Source organism: Salinispora fenicalii, assembly GCF_000514815.1.
GTDB classification, from domain to species: Bacteria; Actinomycetota; Actinomycetes; order Mycobacteriales; family Micromonosporaceae; genus Micromonospora; species Micromonospora fenicalii.
The window spans coordinates 229,596-250,103 of record NZ_KI911474.1 but is presented as its reverse complement, the minus strand read 5'-3'; the positions used below and the strand labels follow the sequence as shown (position 1 = coordinate 250,103).

Annotated in this window: 17 protein-coding genes; 9 read left to right on the top strand and 8 right to left on the bottom strand. The window is 68.4% G+C overall.

Annotation, left to right across the window (positions count from 1 at the left end; translation table 11 throughout):
* Nucleotides 1-71: 71 nt before the first annotated feature.
* The 3 genes from B116_RS0124375 to gyrB all read right to left on the bottom strand — a co-directional run bounded on the left by B116_RS0124375 (nt 72) and on the right by gyrB (nt 5,617).
* The gene (locus B116_RS0124375) at nt 72-1,013 is read right to left on the bottom strand and encodes a DUF3566 domain-containing protein (protein ID WP_027661603.1); all 942 of its coding nucleotides are present in this window, start codon (nt 1,011-1,013) and stop codon (nt 72-74) included.
* A gap of 4 nt (nt 1,014-1,017) precedes the next feature.
* On the bottom strand, nt 1,018-3,537 hold the full coding sequence (gyrA, locus tag B116_RS0124370; protein WP_027661602.1) for a DNA gyrase subunit A: 2,520 nt from the start codon (nt 3,535-3,537) through the stop codon (nt 1,018-1,020).
* 133 nt (nt 3,538-3,670) lie between these two features.
* Nucleotides 3,671-5,617 carry a DNA topoisomerase (ATP-hydrolyzing) subunit B gene (gyrB, locus tag B116_RS0124365; RefSeq protein WP_018722546.1) on the bottom strand — a complete coding sequence of 649 codons (1,947 nt, stop codon included), beginning with the start codon at nt 5,615-5,617 and terminating at the stop codon, nt 3,671-3,673.
* 495 nt (nt 5,618-6,112) lie between these two features.
* Between gyrB and B116_RS0124355 the strand changes: the two genes are divergently transcribed.
* Nucleotides 6,113-6,694: a hypothetical protein gene (locus B116_RS0124355; protein WP_018722548.1), complete on the top strand. Its 582-nt coding sequence runs from the start codon at nt 6,113-6,115 to the stop codon at nt 6,692-6,694.
* Here the strand turns inward: B116_RS0124355 and B116_RS0124350 are convergent.
* The 5 genes from B116_RS0124350 to dnaA form a co-directional block, all read right to left on the bottom strand.
* The gene (locus tag B116_RS0124350; RefSeq protein WP_027661601.1) at nt 6,685-7,281 is read right to left on the bottom strand and encodes a DUF721 domain-containing protein; all 597 of its coding nucleotides are present in this window, start codon (nt 7,279-7,281) and stop codon (nt 6,685-6,687) included. The genes B116_RS0124355 and B116_RS0124350 overlap by 10 nt on opposite strands.
* Nucleotides 7,271-8,404, bottom strand: a complete 1,134-nt coding sequence (gene recF, locus B116_RS0124345; protein WP_018722550.1) for a DNA replication/repair protein RecF — start codon at nt 8,402-8,404, stop codon at nt 7,271-7,273. Before recF ends, B116_RS0124350 begins: the two co-directional genes overlap by 11 nt.
* 15 nt (nt 8,405-8,419) lie before the next feature.
* Nucleotides 8,420-9,391: a phosphogluconate dehydrogenase (NAD(+)-dependent, decarboxylating) gene (gene gnd, locus B116_RS0124340; protein WP_263404938.1), complete on the bottom strand. Its 972-nt coding sequence runs from the start codon at nt 9,389-9,391 to the stop codon at nt 8,420-8,422.
* Nucleotides 9,333-10,466, bottom strand: a complete 1,134-nt coding sequence (gene dnaN / locus B116_RS0124335; protein WP_027661600.1) for a DNA polymerase III subunit beta — start codon at nt 10,464-10,466, stop codon at nt 9,333-9,335. Before dnaN ends, gnd begins: the two co-directional genes overlap by 59 nt.
* Before the next feature lie 817 nt (nt 10,467-11,283).
* The gene (gene dnaA, locus B116_RS0124330) at nt 11,284-13,047 is read right to left on the bottom strand and encodes a chromosomal replication initiator protein DnaA (protein WP_027661599.1); all 1,764 of its coding nucleotides are present in this window, start codon (nt 13,045-13,047) and stop codon (nt 11,284-11,286) included.
* A gap of 694 nt (nt 13,048-13,741) precedes the next feature.
* On the opposite strand from dnaA, the gene rpmH reads away from it, so the two are divergent.
* The 8 genes from rpmH (at nt 13,742) to B116_RS0124290 (ending at nt 20,037) form a co-directional block, all read left to right on the top strand.
* Nucleotides 13,742-13,879 (top strand): 50S ribosomal protein L34, encoded by a 138-nt coding sequence (gene rpmH / locus B116_RS0124325; RefSeq protein WP_018221882.1) that lies wholly within the window; start codon nt 13,742-13,744, stop codon nt 13,877-13,879.
* Nucleotides 13,880-13,914: 35 nt separating this feature from the next.
* A complete protein-coding gene (gene rnpA / locus B116_RS0124320) occupies nt 13,915-14,325 on the top strand; it encodes a ribonuclease P protein component (protein ID WP_018722554.1) in 411 nt (136 codons plus the stop codon).
* Nucleotides 14,322-14,609, top strand: a complete 288-nt coding sequence (gene yidD / locus B116_RS27260; protein ID WP_018722555.1) for a membrane protein insertion efficiency factor YidD — start codon at nt 14,322-14,324, stop codon at nt 14,607-14,609. The genes rnpA and yidD overlap by 4 nt, the downstream gene beginning before the upstream one ends.
* Before the next feature lie 3 nt (nt 14,610-14,612).
* Complete coding sequence (yidC, locus tag B116_RS0124310; protein ID WP_027661598.1) at nt 14,613-15,728, top strand: membrane protein insertase YidC; 1,116 nt, start codon at nt 14,613-14,615, stop codon at nt 15,726-15,728.
* 186 nt (nt 15,729-15,914) lie between these two features.
* Nucleotides 15,915-16,520, top strand: coding sequence for a Jag family protein (locus B116_RS0124305; protein WP_018722557.1), 606 nt, complete (start codon nt 15,915-15,917; stop codon nt 16,518-16,520).
* An 88-nt stretch (nt 16,521-16,608) separates the two neighbouring features.
* A complete protein-coding gene (gene rsmG, locus B116_RS0124300; protein WP_027661597.1) occupies nt 16,609-17,337 on the top strand; it encodes a 16S rRNA (guanine(527)-N(7))-methyltransferase RsmG in 729 nt (242 codons plus the stop codon).
* 375 nt (nt 17,338-17,712) lie between these two features.
* Nucleotides 17,713-19,014: a ParA family protein gene (locus B116_RS0124295; RefSeq protein WP_082312888.1), complete on the top strand. Its 1,302-nt coding sequence runs from the start codon at nt 17,713-17,715 to the stop codon at nt 19,012-19,014.
* 27 nt (nt 19,015-19,041) lie between these two features.
* Nucleotides 19,042-20,037 (top strand): ParB/RepB/Spo0J family partition protein, encoded by a 996-nt coding sequence (locus tag B116_RS0124290; protein WP_027661596.1) that lies wholly within the window; start codon nt 19,042-19,044, stop codon nt 20,035-20,037.
* Nucleotides 20,038-20,508: the final 471 nt, after the last annotated feature.

The following is a 20,508-nucleotide window of genomic DNA, read 5'->3' as shown; positions in this document are numbered from 1 at the left end:
GGGCACTCCCCGGTGCCGCTGGGTGCGGGTACCCGGGTCACCGGCCGGTGACCCGGGTAACGCGGACTTACTCAGTCGCGCTCAGCGAGCGTCAGCTCGATGCCGCCCACCAGGTCGGCGCAGACGTTGTAGACGAATGCGCCCAGCGTTGCCAGTGCCGTGAACAGCACGACGTTGACCAAGCCAATCAACGCAGAACTCAGGATCACCCCGCGAGCGGTGATCTGGAAGCCGTTTGCGCTCTGACCGCCGCCGGCGTTGACCAGATCACTCAGGCTGTCGTTGACGCTGGCGAACACGCCCATCGCGTCCAGCGCCAGGTACAGCACCGAGGTCGCGACCACGACAACGATAAAGAGCACCACCGAAACCGCGAAGGCGAACTTCATCACCGACCACGGGTCGATCCGCCGCAGGTTCAGTCGGGCCCGGCGTGGCCCGCGAGACGCGGCAGAACTAACCGCGGTACGCGCGGCGCGGACCGCGTCACCGACGCGCGCCGCCCCGATGGCCGCCACCCCGCTGATTCCCGGCGGGAGGGTACCGCCCTGGGGCCGGCCAGCGGAGTTCGGCTGCGGGCGGGCCGTCCCGGTGACCCGCGGCTGGCTTCCGGTGTCATCGAGTCGGGGGACGCCGTTCGCGCCGCCCAGGGCAGCCGTGCTTCCGAGACCAGCCGCGCTCCCGGCGACCGTGCTGGTCTGCCCAGCGCCGCCAGCGGTTGACGGCACGGTGGCCGCGGCGGTCTTCTCCGCGGCTGCACCATCGGTGCGCGGTGTCTCGACCTTCGTGGCCTCAGCCGGTTCCGCGCTGGATTCCGGCTCCTTAGCCGGCTTGTCCGGCGGCGGGGCCATCCCGGGAGCCCTGGTGAACTTCGGGGCCGGCACGTCGGCGGGGACGGTGGCTCGGCCCACTGCCGCACGGCCGGCGGCTGAGGCACCGCTCGTGGCACCGTCCTCGTCGACCGGGTTAGCCGGGTTCCCCGCGTTCCCCGACTTCGCCTGTGTCTCCGTCATGCAACTAGTCCTGTTCGTCAGGCTCGTCGGCATTGCGAGCAATCGCCACGATGGTTACGCCATCCGGAAGGTCCATCAGCTTGACCCCCATTGTGTTCCGGTCGCGCGTACGGCGTACAGGCTTCACCGGAGTCCGAATGACACCACCGTTACTGGTGATAGCGAAGAGCTCGTCGTCCGGGTCGATCACCACAGCACCGACCAGACCACCGCGCCGCTCGGTGATCTTCGCAGTCAGCACGCCCTTACCTCCCCGGCCCTGGACCGGGTATTCCTCAATCGGAGTACGTTTCGCGTAACCGCCATTGGTGGCCACCAGGACATCCAGGTCAGGCCGGACGACCTCCATCGCGAGCAACTCATCGTCCTCGCTGAACCGCATCCCGATCACGCCCGAGGTGGCCCGCCCCATCGGTCGCAGCGCCTCGTCGGAGGCGTTGAACCGGATCGCCAGAGCGTTCTTCGACACCAGCAGGAGGTCCTGCTCCGGCGCCACCAGGGAAGCACCGACCAGTTCGTCGTCCTCGCGCAGATTGATCGCGATGATGCCGCCGGACCGGTTGGAGTCGAACTCCTCGAGCTTCGTCTTCTTTACCACCCCGTTCTTTGTGGCCAGAACCAGGTAGGGGGCGACCTGGTAGTCGGAAATCTCGATGATCTGTGCGATCTGCTCGTCTGGTTGGAAGGCGAGCAGATTGGCCACGTGCTGGCCCTTGGCCACCCTACTGGCTTCCGGGAGTTCGTACGCCTTGGCCCGGTACACCCGGCCCTTGTTGGTGAAGAACAAAATCCAGTCATGCGTCGAGCACACGAAGAAGTGGCTGACGATGTCGTCCTGCCGCAACGTTGCGCCGCTGACCCCCTTGCCGCCCCGTCGCTGCGAGCGGTACGCGTCCACCTTGGTGCGCTTCGCGTACCCGGTTCGGGTAATGGTGACCACGACGTCCTCGCGGGCGATCAGGTCCTCCATCGAGACCTCGCCGTCGAACGGAATGATCTGGGTGCGCCGGTCGTCGCCCCACTTTGCGACGATCTCGCCCAGCTCCTCCGAGACGATCCGCCGCTGCCGCTCCGGCTTCGCCAGGATGTCCTTGAAATCGGCGATCTCCAGCTCCAGCTTCGCCAGGTCGTCGAGGATGCGCTGCCGTTCCAGCGCGGCCAGCCGGCGCAGCTGCATGTCCAGGATCGCGGTCGCCTGAATCTCGTCGATGTCCAGCAGCCGGATCAGGCCCTGCCGCGCGTCATCCACGGTCGGCGAGCGCCGAATCAGCGCGATCACCTCGTCGAGGGCGTCCAGCGCCTTGGCCAGACCGCGCAGGATGTGCGCCCGCTCCTCGGCCTTACGCAGCCGGTACGCCGTCCGCCGGCGGATCACCTCGATCTGGTGATCGACGTAGTAGCGGATGAACTGGGCCAGGTTGAGGGTGCGCGGCACACCGTCCACCAGCGCCAGCATGTTCGCGCCGAAGGTCTCCTGCAGCTGGGTGTGCTTGTAGAGGTTGTTCAGCACCACCTTGGCGACCGCGTCGCGCTTGAGCACCAGTACCAGCCGCAGGCCGGTGCGGCCGGAGGACTCGTCCCGGATGTCGGCGATCCCGCCGAGCTTCCCCTCCTTGATCAGCTCGGCGATCCGCTCGGCCAGGTTGTCGGGGTTCACCTGGTACGGCAGCTCGCTGACCACCAGCGCCGGCCGGCCTCGCTTGTCCTCCTCGACCTCAACCACGGCGCGCATCCGGATCGAGCCACGACCGGTGCGGTACGCGTCCTGGATCCCCGCCTGGCCGACGATCAGTCCGTGGGTCGGGAAGTCCGGCCCCTTGACGATCCCGAGGAGGGCTTCCAGGGTGCTCGCCTCGTCGGCCTCCGGGTGCTCCAGGCACCACTGCACCGCCGCGCCGATCTCCCGTAAGTTGTGCGGCGGGATCTTGGTGGCCATCCCGACCGCGATGCCTTCGGAGCCGTTGACCAGCAGGTTGGGGATCCGGGACGGCAGGATCGTGGGCTCCTTGGCCCGGCCGTCGTAGTTGTCCTGCAGGTCGACGGTGTCCTCGTCGATGTCCCGCAGCATCTCCATCGCCAGCGGTTGGAGCTTGCACTCGGTGTACCGCATCGCCGCGGCCGGATCGTTACCCGGTGAGCCGAAGTTACCGTTGCCGTCCACCAGCGGGTAGCGCAGCGCCCAGGGCTGGGCCATCCGGACCAGCGCGTCGTAGATCGCCGAGTCGCCGTGCGGGTGGAACTGGCCCATCACGTCGCCGACCACCCGCGAGCACTTCACGTACCCCCGGTCGGGCCGGTACCCCGAGTCGAACATCGCGTAGAGGATCTTGCGGTGGACCGGCTTCAGCCCGTCCCGGACGTCCGGCAGCGCCCGCCCGACGATCACGCTCATGGCGTAGTCGAGGTAGGAGCGCTGCATCTCCACCTCGAGCCCGACCGGCTCGATCCGGTCGTGCGCCACGACGGCGCCGGCGGTCTCGGGGACGTCGGGCTCGTTCGGTGTGGACTCGGGGGTATCGGTCACTTGTTAACCCTTATCAGACTCAGAGTCGCTTTTGTGCTGTGGATAACCGCTGTGGAAATCGGCCTGGCTGTGGATAACTCTGTGGATGAGTCGTGGCCGCCGCAGACGACGGTCGGCCGGATCCGAGTGACCCTCAGATGTCCAGGAACCGCACGTCCTTGGCGTTACGCTGGATAAACGAGCGACGAGCCTCGACATCCTCCCCCATCAGCACGCTGAACAGTTCGTCCGCGGTCGCCGCGTCGTCGAGCGTGACCTGGCGCAGGGTGCGCGTAGCCGGATTCATCGTGGTCTCCCAAAGCTCGGGATAGTTCATCTCGCCAAGCCCCTTGAAGCGCTGGATGTCGTCCGGCTTTGCGTTGGGCTTCTTCTGCTGACGCAGGGTGATCAGCCCGTCCCGCTCCCGGTCGGAGTACGCGTACTGCGCGTCGTCCCCCTTCCGGTTCCACTTGATCTTGTAGAGCGGCGGGGCGGCCAGATAGACGTGGCCCAACTCGACCAGCGGCCGCATGAAGCGGAAGAGCAGCGTCAGCAGCAGCGTCTGAATGTGCTGACCATCGACGTCCGCATCGGCCATCAACACAATCTTGTGGTACCGCAGCTTCTCGATGTCGAAGTCGTCGTGGATGCCGGTGCCGAGCGCGGTGATCAGCGCCTGGACCTCGTTGTTCTTCAGGACCCGGTCGATCCGCGCCTTCTCCACATTGAGGATCTTGCCGCGGATTGGCAGAATCGCCTGCGTCCGTGGGTCGCGCCCCTGCTTGGCGGAGCCGCCCGCCGAGTCGCCCTCAACGATGAAGACCTCGCACTCGCGGGGATCGGTTGACTGGCAGTCGGCCAACTTGCCCGGCATCGAGCCGGACTCCAGCAACGACTTACGGCGGGCCAGCTTGCGGGCCTGCTGGGCGGCGACCCGGGCACGCGCGGCCTGAGAGGCCTTGGTGATGATGACCTTCGCCTCGGCCGGGTTACGGTCCAGCCAGTCCACCAGCCACTCGTTGCAGACCCGCTGCACGAAGCTCTTGACCGGGGTGTTGCCCAGCTTGGTCTTGGTCTGCCCCTCGAACTGCGGGTTGGTCAGCTTCACCGAGATGATCGCCGCCAGCCCCTCCCGGATGTCCTCCCCGGAGAGCTTCTCGTCACTTTTGAGTAGCCGCTTCTCCGCACCGTACCGGTTGATGACACTGGTCAGCGCCGACCGGAAGCCTTCCTCGTGGGTGCCGCCCTCGTGCGTGTTGATGTTGTTGGCGAAGGTGTAGACCGACTCGCCATACGACTCGTTCCACTGCATGGCGATCTCGACCGACATGCCGTCTTCCTCGGTGCCGAACTCGACCACCGACTTGTGAATCGAGGTCTTCGAGGCGTTGAGGTGCCGGACGAAGTCGGCGATGCCACCCTGGTAGCAGAAGGTGACCTCCCGCGGCTTGCTGTCATCGCCCTCGTCGACTCGCTCGTCGAGGAAGTGGATGGTGAGACCCCGGCTGAGGAAGGCCATCTCCTGGAGCCGGCGGTAGATGGTCTGGAAGTTGAAGTTGACGGTATCGAAGACCGTCGGATCGGGCCAGAAGGAGACCGCCGAACCGGTGGCGTCGGTCGGCTCACCCTTTTCCAGCGGCGTCGGCTTCGAATCCGTGTACGACTGCCGCCAGAAGTAGCCGTCCTTCTGGATCTCGACAGCCATCCGGGTAGAGAGGGCGTTCACGACCGACACACCGACGCCGTGCAGGCCACCGGAGACGGCGTACGCCTTGCCGTCGAACTTGCCGCCGGCGTGCAGCACGGTCAGCGCCACCTCCACGCCCGGCTTCTTCAACTTCGGATGCGGGTCGACTGGGAAACCCCGGCCGTTATCGGTCACCCGAACCCCGCCGTCGGCGAGCAGCACCACGTCAATGGTGTCGCAGTGCCCGGCCAGCGCCTCGTCCACCGCGTTGTCCACAACCTCCCACACCAGGTGGTGCAGACCGCGTTCGCCGGTGGACCCGATGTACATACCGGGGCGCTTGCGGACCGCCTCCAACCCTTCGAGGACGGTGATCGACTCGGCGCCGTACTCCTGCTTGTCCTGCGCTGCCACCCTCGGCCACTTTCTCGCGTCGGCCACGCCAGCTGGCGCGACCGGTCACGGGGTTCGGCGGACAGAACGCGACGTCGGGCGCGCGGACCGGCACCGGAGAGTAATCCGGGCTGGGGGTCGAACGCGCCGGCCGCCGCGGTTGCCCGCGGATCGCGATCGGCTCGACCTGATGCGGGACGATGATCTCGGGCCCGGGCCGGCCCCGGGTTTCATCGCTCCGCACCGGGTCTTCGTCTCAGGCCCAATCCTACTGGGCTTCGGCGACAGAACCACCACTCGGCACCCCTTGCGCGGCGGCTGAGACCTTCATAGCCGGCCGACCGCTCAGTCCACGACTCCCCCTACGCACACCGAGCCGACCATTGGCTCGCATCGGCCGGTAGCGTTCTCCGTCCGACGGGTGTCTATCTCGCGAGGAACACCGGCTTGATCTTTGGCGGCTGGAACCGGACGATCGACCCGTTCGTACGGACATGGGCTGAGGGGTGACACCAGATGGGGCTGGACAACGTCGTGGTGAACTGGCCGCGGACTGGCCGCTTCTACGACCCGGTCGCGCCGGCGGAGTTCGTGGACTTCGGCGAGATCGTCGACATGCCGCAGATCTCCGCACCAACCGCCGCGCTCGCCGAGCTGATCGCCAAGAGCGGCACGGTCCGGGCAACCGCGTACACCGAGCTGGTCGATCTGATCCTCGGCTTGGATAATGTGCTATACGCCACAGAGAACTCGGAAGAAGACGAGGACCCGGTGATCGACCCGGACGGCTGCGGGTGGATCGCCGACGGAGTCGAGCGGTTCGTGGCCCGGCACCGCGCAGTCGGTGAGGCAGTCACCTTCGAAACCGTCAGCGAGGTGCTTCGCGCGCTACTCGGCGACGGACGCTTGGCCGCACAGCAGCTGCGTTGGTTGGACAGCCGGCTGGACCGGCTCCGCGACGACAGCGGAGCTCCACCGCAGTGGACCTTCACCTGCGCGGAGCTGAGCGTCCTCGCCGCGTTCTACCGCCGCTGCGCCGATCGGGGCTTCGCGGTCTACGCCGAGTCGGTGGCACCCCGCCGGGCCGTTCAGCCGTAGGTGTCCCGGGGGCCGCGGCCCCGCACCCGACGAGGGCCACGCGACCAGGACGGTGCGGCCGGACCGTGGATGTGCAGCCGACGTACGACGTTGTGGCCCACCTCGCGGGCGATCTGCTGCAGCAGTGAGCCGGCGAGGAGCCGGAGCTGAGTTGCCCAGGCGGTCGAACGCGCCTCCACGGTCAGCTCACCCCCTTCCAGCTTCACCGGCCGGCTGTTCTGGGCCACGTCCGGGCCGACCACCCGTTCCCAGGCGCCGAAGACCGTCGCCTCGGCCGCCGGTTGCTGCCAGCCCCGGGCCTTCACCAGCCGATCCAGTACCGCGCCGAGCGGCTGCGGGTCGCGCGGGTCCGGCCCCGGGCCGGAGTAGCCCCGCAGCCGTCGCCCCCCACCGGCCGCCCCACCGCTGCGGCTGCGCCGCTGCGGCTGCGCCGTCTGCCGGCGAGCCTTCGCCGCATCCAGCACCGCCCGCGCGAGTTGCGGACCGGCCGGTGCCTCCGCCCCGCTAGCGGACGCCGGGGGGACCCCGCCCGCGCCGCTCGCCGCCGTCGCACGGGGTCCGGCGGCGGGTTCCACCTCACTCGACACGCTGTACCTCCCCCTCGCGGACAACGAATCGCGCTCCGCGCAGACGCGCGGGGAGATCTTCTGCCACCGCACAGGTCACCACGAGCTGACTCGCCTCACCGACCAGCTCGGCGAGGCGATCCCGCCGGCCGGTGTCCAGCTCGGCGAAGACATCATCCAGCACCAGCACCGGCTCGATCCCGTCAGCGCGCAGCAGGTCGTACCCGGCCAGCCGGAGCGCCAACGCCAACGACCAGGACTCGCCGTGGCTGGCGTACCCCTTGGCGGGCAGTGGTCCCAGCGTGAGGTTGAGGTCGTCCCGGTGCGGGCCGACCAGGGTGGTCCCCCGCTCGATCTCGGCGGCCCGGCCGGCGGTGAGCGCGTCACTCAACGCCGCGGTCAGCGCAGCCCGGTCCGCGGTCGGGCTGGCCGGCTCGACCGACGATCGGTACGTGATGCCGGCCGCGCCCGAACCGGCGGCCACCGCGTCGTACGCCCGGGTGACGTGCGGGGCGAGTGCGGCGACCAGGTCGAGCCGACCGGCGAGCAGTTCGGCACCGTGCCGCGCGAGGTGGTCGTCCCAGACCGCGAGCGTGGAGAGGTCGCCGCCGCGGGTCCCACCGGTCTTACGCGCCAGGTACGCGGTGCGCAGCAGGGCGTTCCGCTGCCGGAGTACCCGGTCGTAGTCGGCCCGCACCCCGGCGTACCGGGGCTGCCGGAGCACCAGCAGATCGTCGAGGTAGCGGCGCCGCTGCGCCGGATCGCCCCGGACCAGCTCCAGGTCTTCCGGGGCGAAGAGCACCAGCCGCAGGGCACCGAGCACGTCCCGGGCCCGCCGGGCCGGGGATCGACCGAGCCGGGCCCGGTTGGCCCGCCCCGGAACAATCTCCAACTCGACCAGCAGTTCCCGCCCCTCGTGCACCACGGCGCAGCGGATGATCCCCGCGTCGGCACCCATCCGAACCAACGGGGCGTCCGTGGCGACCCGGTGGGAGTCCAGGGTCGCCACGTAACCGAGCGCCTCGATCAGGTTGGTCTTGCCGACCCCGTTGGGACCGACCAGGACGTTCGCCCCCGGTTCGAGATCCACGCCGACCCGCTCGTACGAGCGGAAGTCAACCAGTTCCAGCCGGCGAACGTACACGGGTGGTGGGACCGGTCAGCGCTTGCGAACGGCGTGCCCGCCGAACTGCTGGCGCAGCGCGGCGACGGCCTTCATCGCGGGCGAGTCGTCCTGACGGGAGGCGAAGCGGGCGAAGAGCGCGGCAGCGATGACGTTCATCGGAACGGCGAGTCGGACCGCCTCGTCCACGGTCCACCGCCCCTCCCCGGTGTCCTCCGTGTAGGGGCTCAATTCGGCCAGCTTCGGGTCCTCATCGAGCGCACGGTCGAGGAGGTCGAGCAGCCAGGAGCGGACGACTGTCCCCTCCCGCCAGGACTTGAAGACACCGGGGACATCGGTAACCAGCTCAGACTTGGCCAGCAACTCGTAGCCCTCGGCGTAGGCATGCATGAGACCGTACTCGACACCGTTGTGCACCATCTTGGCGTAGTGTCCGGCACCGACGGGGCCGGCGTGCACGAAGCCGAACTCTCCGGCCGGCTTCAGCGCCTCGAAGATCGGCATCAACCGATCGACGTGTTCCTGGGCGCCGCCGACCATGAGGGCGTACCCGTTCTGCCGGCCCCAGACACCCCCGGAAACCCCGGCATCGACGTACCCGATGCCGCGCTCGTTCAGCCGCTCGGCGCGCGGAGCATCGTCACTGAACCGCGAGTTGCCACCGTCAACGATGATGTCGCCGGCGTCGAGCACCTCCGCCACCTTGGCGATGGTGTCGTCGGTGACGGCGGCGGGGACCATGACCCAGACCGCGCGGGGCGCGTCCAGCTTCTCCGCCATCTTTGCCAGGCTCGCGACGTCGCTCAGCTCGGCTTGGTTGTCGTAGCCGATCACCTCATGCCCGGCGGCACGCAGCCGCTCACGCATGTTGCCGCCCATCCGGCCGAGCCCTACCAGGCCGAGCTGCATTGTCCGTACCTCCGTGCGTTGTGGTTCGTGTCGGGTGCGATCAGCGGGAGACGCGGATCGGCATGATGAGGTAGCGGTACCCGGGCACGACCTCGCCATCCTCGTCGACGGGGGAAATCACCGCCGGCTTGAAGGCGTCAACGAACGACAGAACAGCGAACTGGGTCCCCATGTTCGAGAGACCGTCGATCAGATACTGCGGGTTGAAGCCAACGGTCAATGGATCACCGCTGAAGCTGGCCTCCATCGCCTCGCTGGCACGGGCCTCCTCGGTGCCACCGGCCTCGACCACCAGGCCGTCGCCGCTGAAGCTCAGCAGCACCGGTGTGGTGCGTTCGGCGACGAGCGCGACCCGCTTGACGACCTCGATGAGCGCGCTGACCGGCACCTGGGCCTGCGCGTTGTGGGTGGCGGGGAAGAGCGAGCGCACCGGCGGGTAGTTGGCGCCGTCGAGGAGTCGGCTGGTGGTACGACGGGTACCGCCAACGAAACCGATCATGCCCTCGCCCGCTGCCCCCTGGGAAAGCGCCATGGTTACCTGGCCGCCGAGCGGCCCCAGAGCCTTGGCGGTGTCGTGCAGCGTCCGGGCCGGTACCAGCGCGTTGAGGCTGATCTCCGGGTCTTCCGGGTTCCACTCGATCTCCCGCAGGGCGAGACGGTAGCGGTCGGTGGCGAGCAGGGCCAACGTGCCGCCGGAGAGCTCCAGCCGAACGCCGGTCATCATCGGCAGGGTTTCGTCCCGGCCGGCTGCCACGGCTACCTGGGCAACGGCGGCGGCGAACGCGGCGGCGTCGATGGTGCCAGCGCTGACCGGCATCTCCGGGAGCGTGGGGTAATCCTCAACCGGCATGGTGGGCAGGGTGAATCGGGCGCTGCCGCAGACGAGTTCGAGGTGGGCGCCGACCGCTGCGATGTCGACCGGCTTCCCCGGTAGCGCCTTGGTGATTTCGGCGAGGAGCCGACCGGAGACCAGGGCGGCGCCGTCGGCATCCCCCTGCACCTCGACGGTCACCTGGCTGGAGACCTCGTAGTCGAAGCCGGAGACCTGCAGGTTGCCGTCGGTAACCCGCAGCAGCACTCCGGCGAGCACCGGCACCGACGGCCGGCTCGGCAGGCTCTTCGCGGTCCAGGCCACGGCCTCGGCGAGCGCGTCGCGCTCTACTCGGAACTTCATCAATGCCTCCGCGTCAACGTCAGCGCCAACTCTCTCATGCCGACCGCTGCCTGCCGACCCGCCGGGGCGTGCCGGTTCTCCTGGCACCTTAGGGCGCGTGGGCATCGGCGGTACGTCCGACCCCATGCGTGTCCAGGTGCCGCTGACCGGCAGCGGCGGTCTACGGCCCGATCCACAGGAAGTCCAACGGTGATGATTGGTTTTTGTTGTCTTTAGAGATCTAACTCATCGTCTTCGTCGCACCTGTGCAAACTGTGGAGAACTTACGTTTACGCAGGTCAGCCTGGGAATCCACCGGTGGGTTTCCTGTGGAGAAGCCGGGGGAAAACCCGAGCGTTCATCCACAGGCCAGAGTTACCCCCAGCCCGTCCACCGTTGTCCACCGGTTATCCACCGGTTATCCACCGACTTCTTCCCCAGGCCTGTGGACCGCCGCTCGCTGCTCGACCCGAGTTATCCCCAGAACCTTCAACAGCTCGTCCACACCCCGTCCGCCGTCGGTGGACAACGACATCGTTATCCCCAAGCGTCCACAGCACTACCCCCAGGTTTTTCCACAGCCTGTGGATAGCGAGGGCCGGCGGCCCAACGTTCTCCACCGACGGGAGCGGAAGCTGTGGACAACGAGTGGGGCTTCTTAACGCCGACGGGACACCCGGATTCGACCCACCGCCCGGGCTCGGGCGGCCGCCGGCGGGTCTGGTGAAGGTGGTGGAACGCGGCAGGAGCGCCGCTGCGGCGGCGCCACAGCATGACGGCGCGCCGGTTCAGCGGCTCAGGGGGTGGTGCGGTGGGTGCGGTGGGTGCGGTGGGTGCCTCAGGTGGTTTGCTTGATCCGGTTGGTCAGCTCAGCGATCTGGTTGTAGAGCGACCGCCGTTCGGCCATCTGCTGACGAATCTTGCGGTCGGCGTGCATGACAGTGGTGTGGTCGCGGCCCCCGAACGCCTGCCCGATCCGGGGCAGCGACAGATCGGTCAGCTCCCGGCACAGGTACATGGCCACCTGGCGGGCGTTGACGAGCACTCGCGAGCGGGAATGCCCACGCAGGTCCTCCAGACTCACCCCGAAGTAGTCGGCAGTGGCCACCATGATCTGGTCGGCGGTGATCTCTGGTCCGGTGCCGTCCGGGATGAAGTCCCGCAGCACCTCCTCGGCCAGCGACAGCTCCACCGACGACCGGGTGAGGCTGGCGAACGCGGTGACCCGGATTAGCGCGCCCTCGAGCTCTCGGATCGAGTTCGACACCCGGGACGCGATGAACTCGAGTACGTCCGGCGGGGCGAACAGCCGCTCCTGGGCGGCCTTCTTCTGCAGGATCGCGATCCGGGTCTCCAGGTCTGGCGGCTGGATGTCGGCGAGCAGACCCCACTCGAACCGGGTCCGCAACCGGTCCTCCAGGGTCGCCAGCTGTTTCGGCGACCGGTCGGAGGTGATCACGATCTGCTTGTTGGCGTTGTGCAGGGTGTTGAAGGTGTGGAAAAACTCCTCCTGCGTCCGCTCCCGGTTCTCCAGGAACTGGATGTCGTCGATCAGGAGGATGTCGACATCCCGGTACCGGCGCTGGAAGGCGCTGGTCTTGTCGTCGCGCAGCGAGTTGATGAAGTCGTTGGTGAACTCCTCGGTCGAGACGTACCGGACCGAGTTGGCGTTGCCGAGTGTTGTGGCGTAGTGGCCGATCGCGTGTAGCAGGTGCGTCTTGCCCAGCCCCGAGCTGCCGTAGATGAACAGCGGGTTGTACGCCTTCGCCGGTGACTCGGCGACCGCCACCGAAGCCGCGTGGGCGAATCGATTCGACGAACCGATGACGAACGTCTCGAACATGTACTTCGGGTTGAGCCGGTTGCCACCGCTGTCGGCGGGCGCTGGCAGCCGACGGTCCTCGCGGGCACCAGACCGGTGGTCCACCCGCCCCGGCCCGCTGTCCGTGCCGAGTTCCCGGGGCAGTGCCTGCCCTCCGTGCTGTTCTGTCGCCTCTACTCGGTAGCGGGCGTCGAACGGGCGTTCGGCCACCGGCGGGCCAAGCCGGGCCTGCTCGTCGAAGTCGCGTCGATTGCCTCGGGGCGGCCCGGCGAAGGCGGACCCGAACAACGGCTCCTGGCCGTCCCGGGACGCCGACGGCGGCTGCTCACCGTACGAACTGGCGGGTACGGCAGCGCGGCGCTCCGGCTGGGCCTGCCCGGGAATCAGCGGGAACCGTTGGTCCATGCCCTCGTCCGGGTCACCTCCTGCGGCGCCGCCGGAAGTGTCGCCGGGTAACGCGCCGGCCTCCGGGCTCGGGGCGCTGCCGTAAACGGTGCCGGCCGGGCGGCCGGAGCTGTCTTCCGGCGCTCGCACCGTGACAGCTACCTGGATGGGCCGCCCCAGCCGGCGGGTGAGCGCCTCGGTGATCGCTGGGCGGAGCCGGGACTCGATGACATCCCGGGTGAAGGCGTCCGGGACGGAGACCAGCGCGGTGTCCTCGACGATGGCGCGGAGTCGGGTCAGCCGCAGGTAGGCCCGCTGCTGTGCGGAGACGATCTCGTCGGCGAGCTCGTCGGTTGTTGCCGTCCACACCGCGGCAAGGTCGGTTGTACCCGTCACCGTCGTGCCACCCCCTCGCCTCTGTTCCCGGATGCCGCCGTCCTTCCCGCCGGCCGTCCTGGGCTCGCCGCGTTCACGCGATGCTTCCCCACCCCGGCTGACCGACCGGTCCTTGTCCACAAGTTATCCACAGCCTGTGTGGGCACCGATTGTGGCTGCCCCCGAATGTGGGTCAGACCTCCCCCGGTACGAACGGGCGCTGAAGCGGGTCATCTTGCCGAACGATCCACCGCCCGATTCGGTCTTGCCTGCCGGCGGCGACCACAGCCGGACCGACGCCGGGCTTCCGACAGCCACTCACCGCGATTCAGGCCAACAGCCCTGCACCGCAATCGGGCACGGTAACAGCGATGTCCGGAAGCCATCAACAGCGGACGTACGCTGACCGTCAGCGGCAGCAGCGAAAACGTCGGAACAGCCAGTGTTGGGCCGGTCGGTGGGAGCGTTGACGCTCGTTGCGCCCCTGCGTAGGCTGGAGCGGCTGCTCTCTCACCCTCTGCTAGGGTGATGGATGCTTGCTGTCCGCAGCGTCGGGCAGCGTTGATCGGGGGCGCCGCGAAGGTGTTCCGGATCATGACCTGATTCGGATCATGACACGACCCGGATCGTGACACGACCTGAAACTGGGACGACCTCGGACCAGACGCGACCCCGGCGATCCCTCGCCTAGGGGTAGGACAACGGAGAGCCTGACGTGAGCAAGCGCACCTTCCAGCCGAACAACCGCCGGCGCGCGAAGACCCACGGCTTCCGGCTGCGCATGCGCACCCGTGCCGGCCGCGCCATCATCTCGACCCGTCGCAGCAAGGGCCGTGCTCGCCTGGCGGCCTGAGGCCGCCAGGTCCGATCGGCAGGGCGTGGAGAGTCGTGCTGACCGCCGCGCAGCGTCTGCGGCGCAGCACTGACTTCGCCGCGGCAGTCCGTGGTGGCCGACGCGTCGGGCGCGGCGTGGTCGTCGTCCATCTGACCTCGCCTGGCGCCCCGCCGGATGTCTCCTCGCCGGAGCCGGCGCGGGACACTGGTCCGGAGCAAACATCCGCACCAGCCCGCGCCGGCTTCGTCGTCTCCAAGGCGGTTGGCAACGCAGTCGTCCGCAACACTGTCCGCCGCCGGCTGCGGCACCTGGTCCGGGAGCGCCTTCCCGGACTGCCGGCCGGGAGCACCCTCATCGTCCGTGCCCTGCCCGCCGCGGCGCACCGGTCGTACCAGCGGCTCGGTGTCGACCTCGATGCCGCGATCGCGGCCGCACGCGCCCCCCGCGGGCGGCGGTCCCGGTGAGTTCGGCACCAGATCCGCCACAGCCAACCTCGCTCGGTGCCCGGGTGCTGGCTGGGCCCATCATCGCGTACCGTCGGTGGATAAGTCCGGCGTTGCCGGCCCGCTGTCGGTTCTACCCGTCGTGCAGCGCATACGCCCTGGAGGCGGTGACCCGCCACGGCCCGGTTCGGGGAGCCGGCCTGACGGCCCGGCGGTTGATGCGCTGCCACCCCTTCCACCCGGGTGGATTCGATCCGGTGCCGGAGCCGGACGGTCGCCGCCGCGCCGATGTGACTGGAGTCTGAGAATTGCTCGACCCTATCTATTACACGATCTCGTGGATCCTGCTGCGCTGGCACCAGCTCTGGGACGCCGTCGGGGTGCCGGAAGGCGCGGTGCTCGGCACCAACTGGTCCTGGATCCTCGCCATCATCTTCCTGGTGGTCACCGTCCGGGTGATCCTCTTCCCGGTCTTCGTCAAGCAGATCAAGTCACAGCGGGCGATGCAGGCGCTGCAACCGCAGGTGAAGGCGCTGCAGGAGAAGCACAAGGGTGACCGGGAGACGCTCCAGAAGGAGATGATGGAGCTATATCGGAAGGAAAAGGCCAACCCGCTCATGGGCTGCCTTCCGATGTTCCTCCAGATTCCGGTCTTCCTCGGCCTGTTCCACGTGCTCCGCCGGCTCAACCCGAACAAGGCCGAAAGCGGTAAGACGCTCTACGGCTGGACCGTTGACCAGTTCGACAGCGTTTCGGTCGCGAAGCTGTTCACCGCGCCGATCGCCGGCAAGTTCGGCTCCTCCCCCGAAGAACTCGCCGCGCTGGGCGCCGACGGCACCACCGTCAAGGTCATGGCCGGCATTCTGGTGTTGCTGATGATGGGCACCACCTACCTGACCAGCCGGCAGATGATCCTCAAGACCGGCTGGGCCGAGGACCCGCAGCAGCGGATGATCCAGCGGTTGATGCTCTACGGCATCCCGGCGTCGCTGCTCATCTCCGGCGCGATCTTCCCGATCGGTGTAATCATCTACTGGGTCACCAACAACCTGTTCACGCTGGCCCAGCAGCAGTGGGTGTTGCGCAAGTTCCCGCCGCCGCCGAGCGCGAAGTCCAGCACCACTGGTACGCGTGGTCCGGTGCAGCCGGCGAAGAGCGGTGGCCTCTTCGGCCGTGGCAAGTCCACCCCTCCGGCCACCACTCAGCCGGCCGCTACCAAGGTCGCTGCCCCGAAGCCGGGTGCCAAGCCCACCAGCCCGAAGAAGGGTCAGCCCGCGAACCAGAAGGGCCAGACCGCCGGCCAGCAGAAGGGCCAAGGCGCCAACCAGAAGGGCCAGCCCGCCAGCCAGAAGGGCCAGGCCACCGGCCAGCAGAAGGGCCAGCCCGCGAACCAGAAAGGTCGCCCCGCTAAACGGCAGGGCTGATCCGACCGGTGTCCAGCGGTATCTACCTTGGTACCGCAACCGGGCCGCTGCCGGAGGGCCGGCGCCGGAGGACAAAACGCCGCCGCACCCCGCGGCCATGGGCGAGACTGCCCGGATAGACCTGCCCGTGGTACCGGCATTTCCGCCGGTACCACGGGAAACCAGCGGACCCGACGGTCCGGCCGAGTGAGTACGGAGGAGACCGTGACCGAGATCAGCACGTCCCGCGCTGACGAGTCCCAGGACGACGAGGGGACGGAGACGACGGCGAGGGGCCAGACCGAGGCGGCCGAGACCGAGTCTGGCGGCACGGAGCAGCGGTCCACCGGTGAGAGCGACCTGTTCCGGCAGAGTGAGATCGCCGCCGACTACGTGGAGGGCCTGCTCGACATCCTTGACTACGACGGGGACATCGACGAGTTGGTCTCCGGCGGGCGTCCGGTCGTGGAGGTGGTCGGCGGCCGGCTCCAGAGCCTGGTTGGCCAGCGCGGCGCCACGCTGGAGGCGCTTCAGGAACTCACCCGGCTCGCGGTCTTCCGGCAGACCGGCACTCCCAGCCGGCTGCTGCTCGACGTGGGCGGTTACCGGGCAGGCCGCCGTAAGGAACTCGCCGCAGTAGCGAAGAACGCCGTCGAGAAGGTCAAGGAGCACGGCGAGTCGGTGCGACTGGAGCCGATGTCCGCCTTCGAACGTAAGTGTGTGCACGACGTGGTCAACGCCATCGACGGCGTGGCGAGCGAGTCCGAGGGCGTCGAGCCGAGCAGGCGCATCATCGTTCGGCCGGTGGACTGAGCGGGTGACTCACGACGACACAGCGGCGCGCTTCGCGTCCGGCCCGGGTGGTACGCCACCCGGGCCGTTGCCTGTCGGCGATCGCCCCGTGCTGGGTGCGGGGGACGCCGCGCCGCCGCCGGAGGTGGCCTCCGCGGCTCGTACCCTCTTCGGTGACCGGCTGGGCCTGGCCGTTGCGTACGTGGACCTGTTGGTGACCGACGGGGTGGTTCGGGGACTCATCGGCCCGCGGGAGGCTCCGCGAATCTGGGAACGGCATCTGCTCAACTGTGCGGCGGTGGCGGAGCGGATTCCGCCGGGCGCGACCGTGCTTGACGTCGGTAGCGGGGCCGGACTGCCGGGCCTCGTGCTCGCCGTCGCCCGGCCGGATCTCTCGGTCACCCTGGTCGAGCCGCTCGCCCGTCGTACCGCCTTCCTCGTTGAGGCGGTCGCGCAGCTCGACCTGGCGGCCTCGGTCCAGGTCGTGCGGGGCCGGGCCGAGGAGATCGCCGCCGGTGCTGGCGAAGTCGAGCCGCTCACCGGTGATGTGGTGACCGCTCGGGCGGTGGCCCCGCTGGATCGGCTCGCCCGGTGGTGCCTGCCGCTGGCCGTACCGGGCGGACAGCTGATCGCCCTCAAGGGTGCCTCGGCTGCGGAGGAGGTCGCCGAGCATGCCGCCGTCGTGGAGCGGCTTGGCGGCGGTGTGCCAGAGGTGCACCAGTGCGGTACGGGCGTTGTCGAGCCGCCGACGACGGTGATCGAGATCGTTCGGGAGCGGGTGGTGGCACCGCCGCGACCCAAGTCCGCGAAACGTTCCCGTGGCGGTCGGCGGCGTTGATTCGTCGGGGCACCGCTTCGCTGGCCCCTTGATCGCCGATCCCGGTCGACGCCCAGCGGAGTCGGCGAGACTCATGTGGCCGCCGCCGACCCGTGAGCCATTCGGCGGGCTGCCGGAATTCGGCGAATGTGGCCTTGCCGAAGCGGCAGCTGCGTCGTTGAACAGGTACGGGTGGCAGGCGGGATGCGAAGCCCGACGTGGACCGACCACGCCCAATCCCCGTAGGCTGGCCGCGCGTCGATAGTGTGGAGCGGGCGGCGCCGGTGCTCACCGGATTCCGACCGCTTCCAACGGGCCGCACGCTCCGGGTGTGACTACCTGAGCGACCCGTTGACAGGATGCGGACCGACCATCCGAAGCGGGCAGGGATGACAGGTGCATGACGACGGCAGGTACGACGATCCGCGCGCGACCGGGTCAACGGGCGACCTGGTTTCACGTGAAACCGACGATCCCGGTTGGGGTGCTCCCAGCCTCTCCGTCAGCCCGCCTACCCGAGTGCCGCAGGACGATGCCTTCCGGCGAGCGGCGCCAACTCCGGGACGTACCCGCCAATCGTCGCCGGAAGTACCGTTGAGCCGCAGTGCCGGGGAGAGTTCCCGGGTTGGCGATTCACCGGCGGCCGCGCAGGCCGCGTCGGTACGGGGGAAGACAGCCACGTCGGCACGCGTCGAGGTGGCTGTGCCGCAGCGGGCAATGCCGGGGCGGCCGGCCGAACCGACCAAGGCTCCGAATCTGCCCTCCGGGCAGGACGGGGTTGATGACACGTACGTTTCACGTGAAACACCGACGCGCGAAGAGGATGACCCACCGTTGGCGATGGAAGCTATGCGCGCCGTGCAGATCCTGAACCCGAGCGGCGAGGTGACGATGCCTCGTCCAGAGCGGACCCGGGTCATGTGCGTCGCGAACCAAAAGGGCGGCGTTGGAAAGACCACCACAACGGTGAACCTGGCAGTGGCGCTAGCACTGCACGGGAACCGGGTGTTGGTGGTCGACCTCGATCCGCAGGGCAACGCGTCCACCGGGCTCAACGTCCCGCACCACACCGGGGTGCCGGACGTGTACGACTGTCTGATCAACGGCCTACCCCTGGAGGATGTCGCCCAGCCGGTCGAGGGAATCCCCAGCTTGTGGTGTGTGCCCGCCACTATCGACCTGGCCGGCGCCGAGATCGAACTGGTCTCGGTGGTTGCCCGGGAGTCGCGGCTGGCCCGCGCCATCACCGGCTACCCGGGCCACTTCGACTACGTCCTCATCGACTGCCCGCCGTCGCTTGGCCTGCTCACGGTGAACGCGTTGGTTGCCGCGGAGGAGGTGCTCATCCCGATCCAGTGTGAGTACTACGCGCTGGAGGGGTTGAATCAACTCATCAACAACATCAACCTTGTCCGGCAGCACCTCAACCCCCGGCTGGAGGTCTCCACCATCCTGCTCACAATGTACGACCGGCGTACGCGGCTGGCGGACGCCGTGGAGCAGGATGTCCGTAACCACTTCGGGGATAAGGTGCTGCAGGCGGTCATCCCACGTAACGTCCGGGTATCCGAGGCGCCCAGCTATGGCCAATCTGTGATGACCTACGATCCCGGGTCGCGGGGGGCGACGAGCTACTTCGAGGCCGCCCAGGAGATCGCTGAGCGGGGCATCAAGGCCGAGGTGAGCCGCAATGCATAGCGCGGACAGGCCACGGGGAGGCCAGGTATGAAGAATCGTCCCAAGGGTGGACTCGGCCGAGGGCTGGGCGCCCTCATTCCTACCGAGGCGGTGCCCAGTGGGCCCGCCCCATTCGCCAGTAACCCAGCCGTGACACCGACCGCTGGCCTGGCGGCGGTGAGTACGCCACCACCCGCGCCCGAGTCCGAGTCACTTAGCCCGGTCCCGGGTGCTCACTTCGCCGAAATCCCGGTCGACGCGATTGTCCCCAACCCCAAGCAGCCGCGGCAGGTCTTCGACGAGGACGCGCTGGAGGAGCTGAAGGTCTCCATCCAGGAAGTCGGCTTCCTCCAGCCGATCGTCGTCCGCCAGCTCGACGACGAGAAGTTCGAACTCGTCATGGGTGAGCGCCGCTGGCGGGCCGCACAGGCGGTTGGTCGAAACTCCATTCCGGCGATCGTGCGGGATACCCGGGACGATTCGATGCTCCGGGACGCGTTGCTGGAGAACATTCACCGCGCCAACCTGAACCCACTGGAAGAGGCGGCGGCGTACCAGCAACTGTTGGACGAGTTCGGCGCCACTCACGAGGAACTGGCCCGGCGGATCGGCCGGAGCCGGCCGCAGATCTCCAACACGATCCGGCTGCTCAACCTCCCCGCCCAGGTGCAGCGCCGGGTCGCCGCTGGAGTGCTTTCTGCTGGCCATGCCCGAGCGCTGTTGAGCCTGGACGACCCAGAGGCGCAGGAGCGGCTTGCCCAACGCATCGTCGCCGAGGGGCTGTCTGTGCGGGCAACCGAGGAGGTGGTGGCGCTCTCGCTCAGCGATGACACCAGCGAGAAGGAAGCGCCGAAGCGCCGGCCGAAGCCGCACGCACCCGCACTGACTGATCTCGCCGATCGGCTTTCCGACCGCTTCGACACCAGGGTCAAGGTCGACATCGGCCGGAGCAAGGGGAAGATCACGATCGAGTTCGGCAGCGTGGATGACCTGGAGCGGATCGTCGACATCATCGGGGTCGAGCGGGAGCAGCCCGAGGACTGACCGCGAAGGTCGACTTCTGCCCAGGGCGCCGCCCCCGTTTCACGTGAAACGGGGGCGGTTGTCGTTCGGCGGGGTACCCGGATCGGGCACGGACACCCAGGGAGCGGGCCCGACCGTGGACCAGGTGAGGCAGCTCAGTTCGGCAACATGCCTGATCCGATCTCGGCCACTCCCCTCTATCTGCTCGCTCCGATCTACCTGGTCCGCTCGCCCGCTTGGCCCAGTTGACTCAACGCTCGCCGGACTCGCTGCCCCCACTTTCCCGCCCGCCCCATTCTGCTCGCCCGCTCCGCCCGCCCGCTTCTTGAACCGACTCTCCAACGGATGGGCGCCAACTCGGATCGACCTGGCGAGCGGTTGCCTCCACGCCAGTGTCGGTCCACCACCGGGCGCACCTAGCCAGTGGCGCCCCGCGACTCTGGCCGGCGGTGCCGGGTGTAGCAGAGGTCTCGTTCCCAACGTTATCCACAG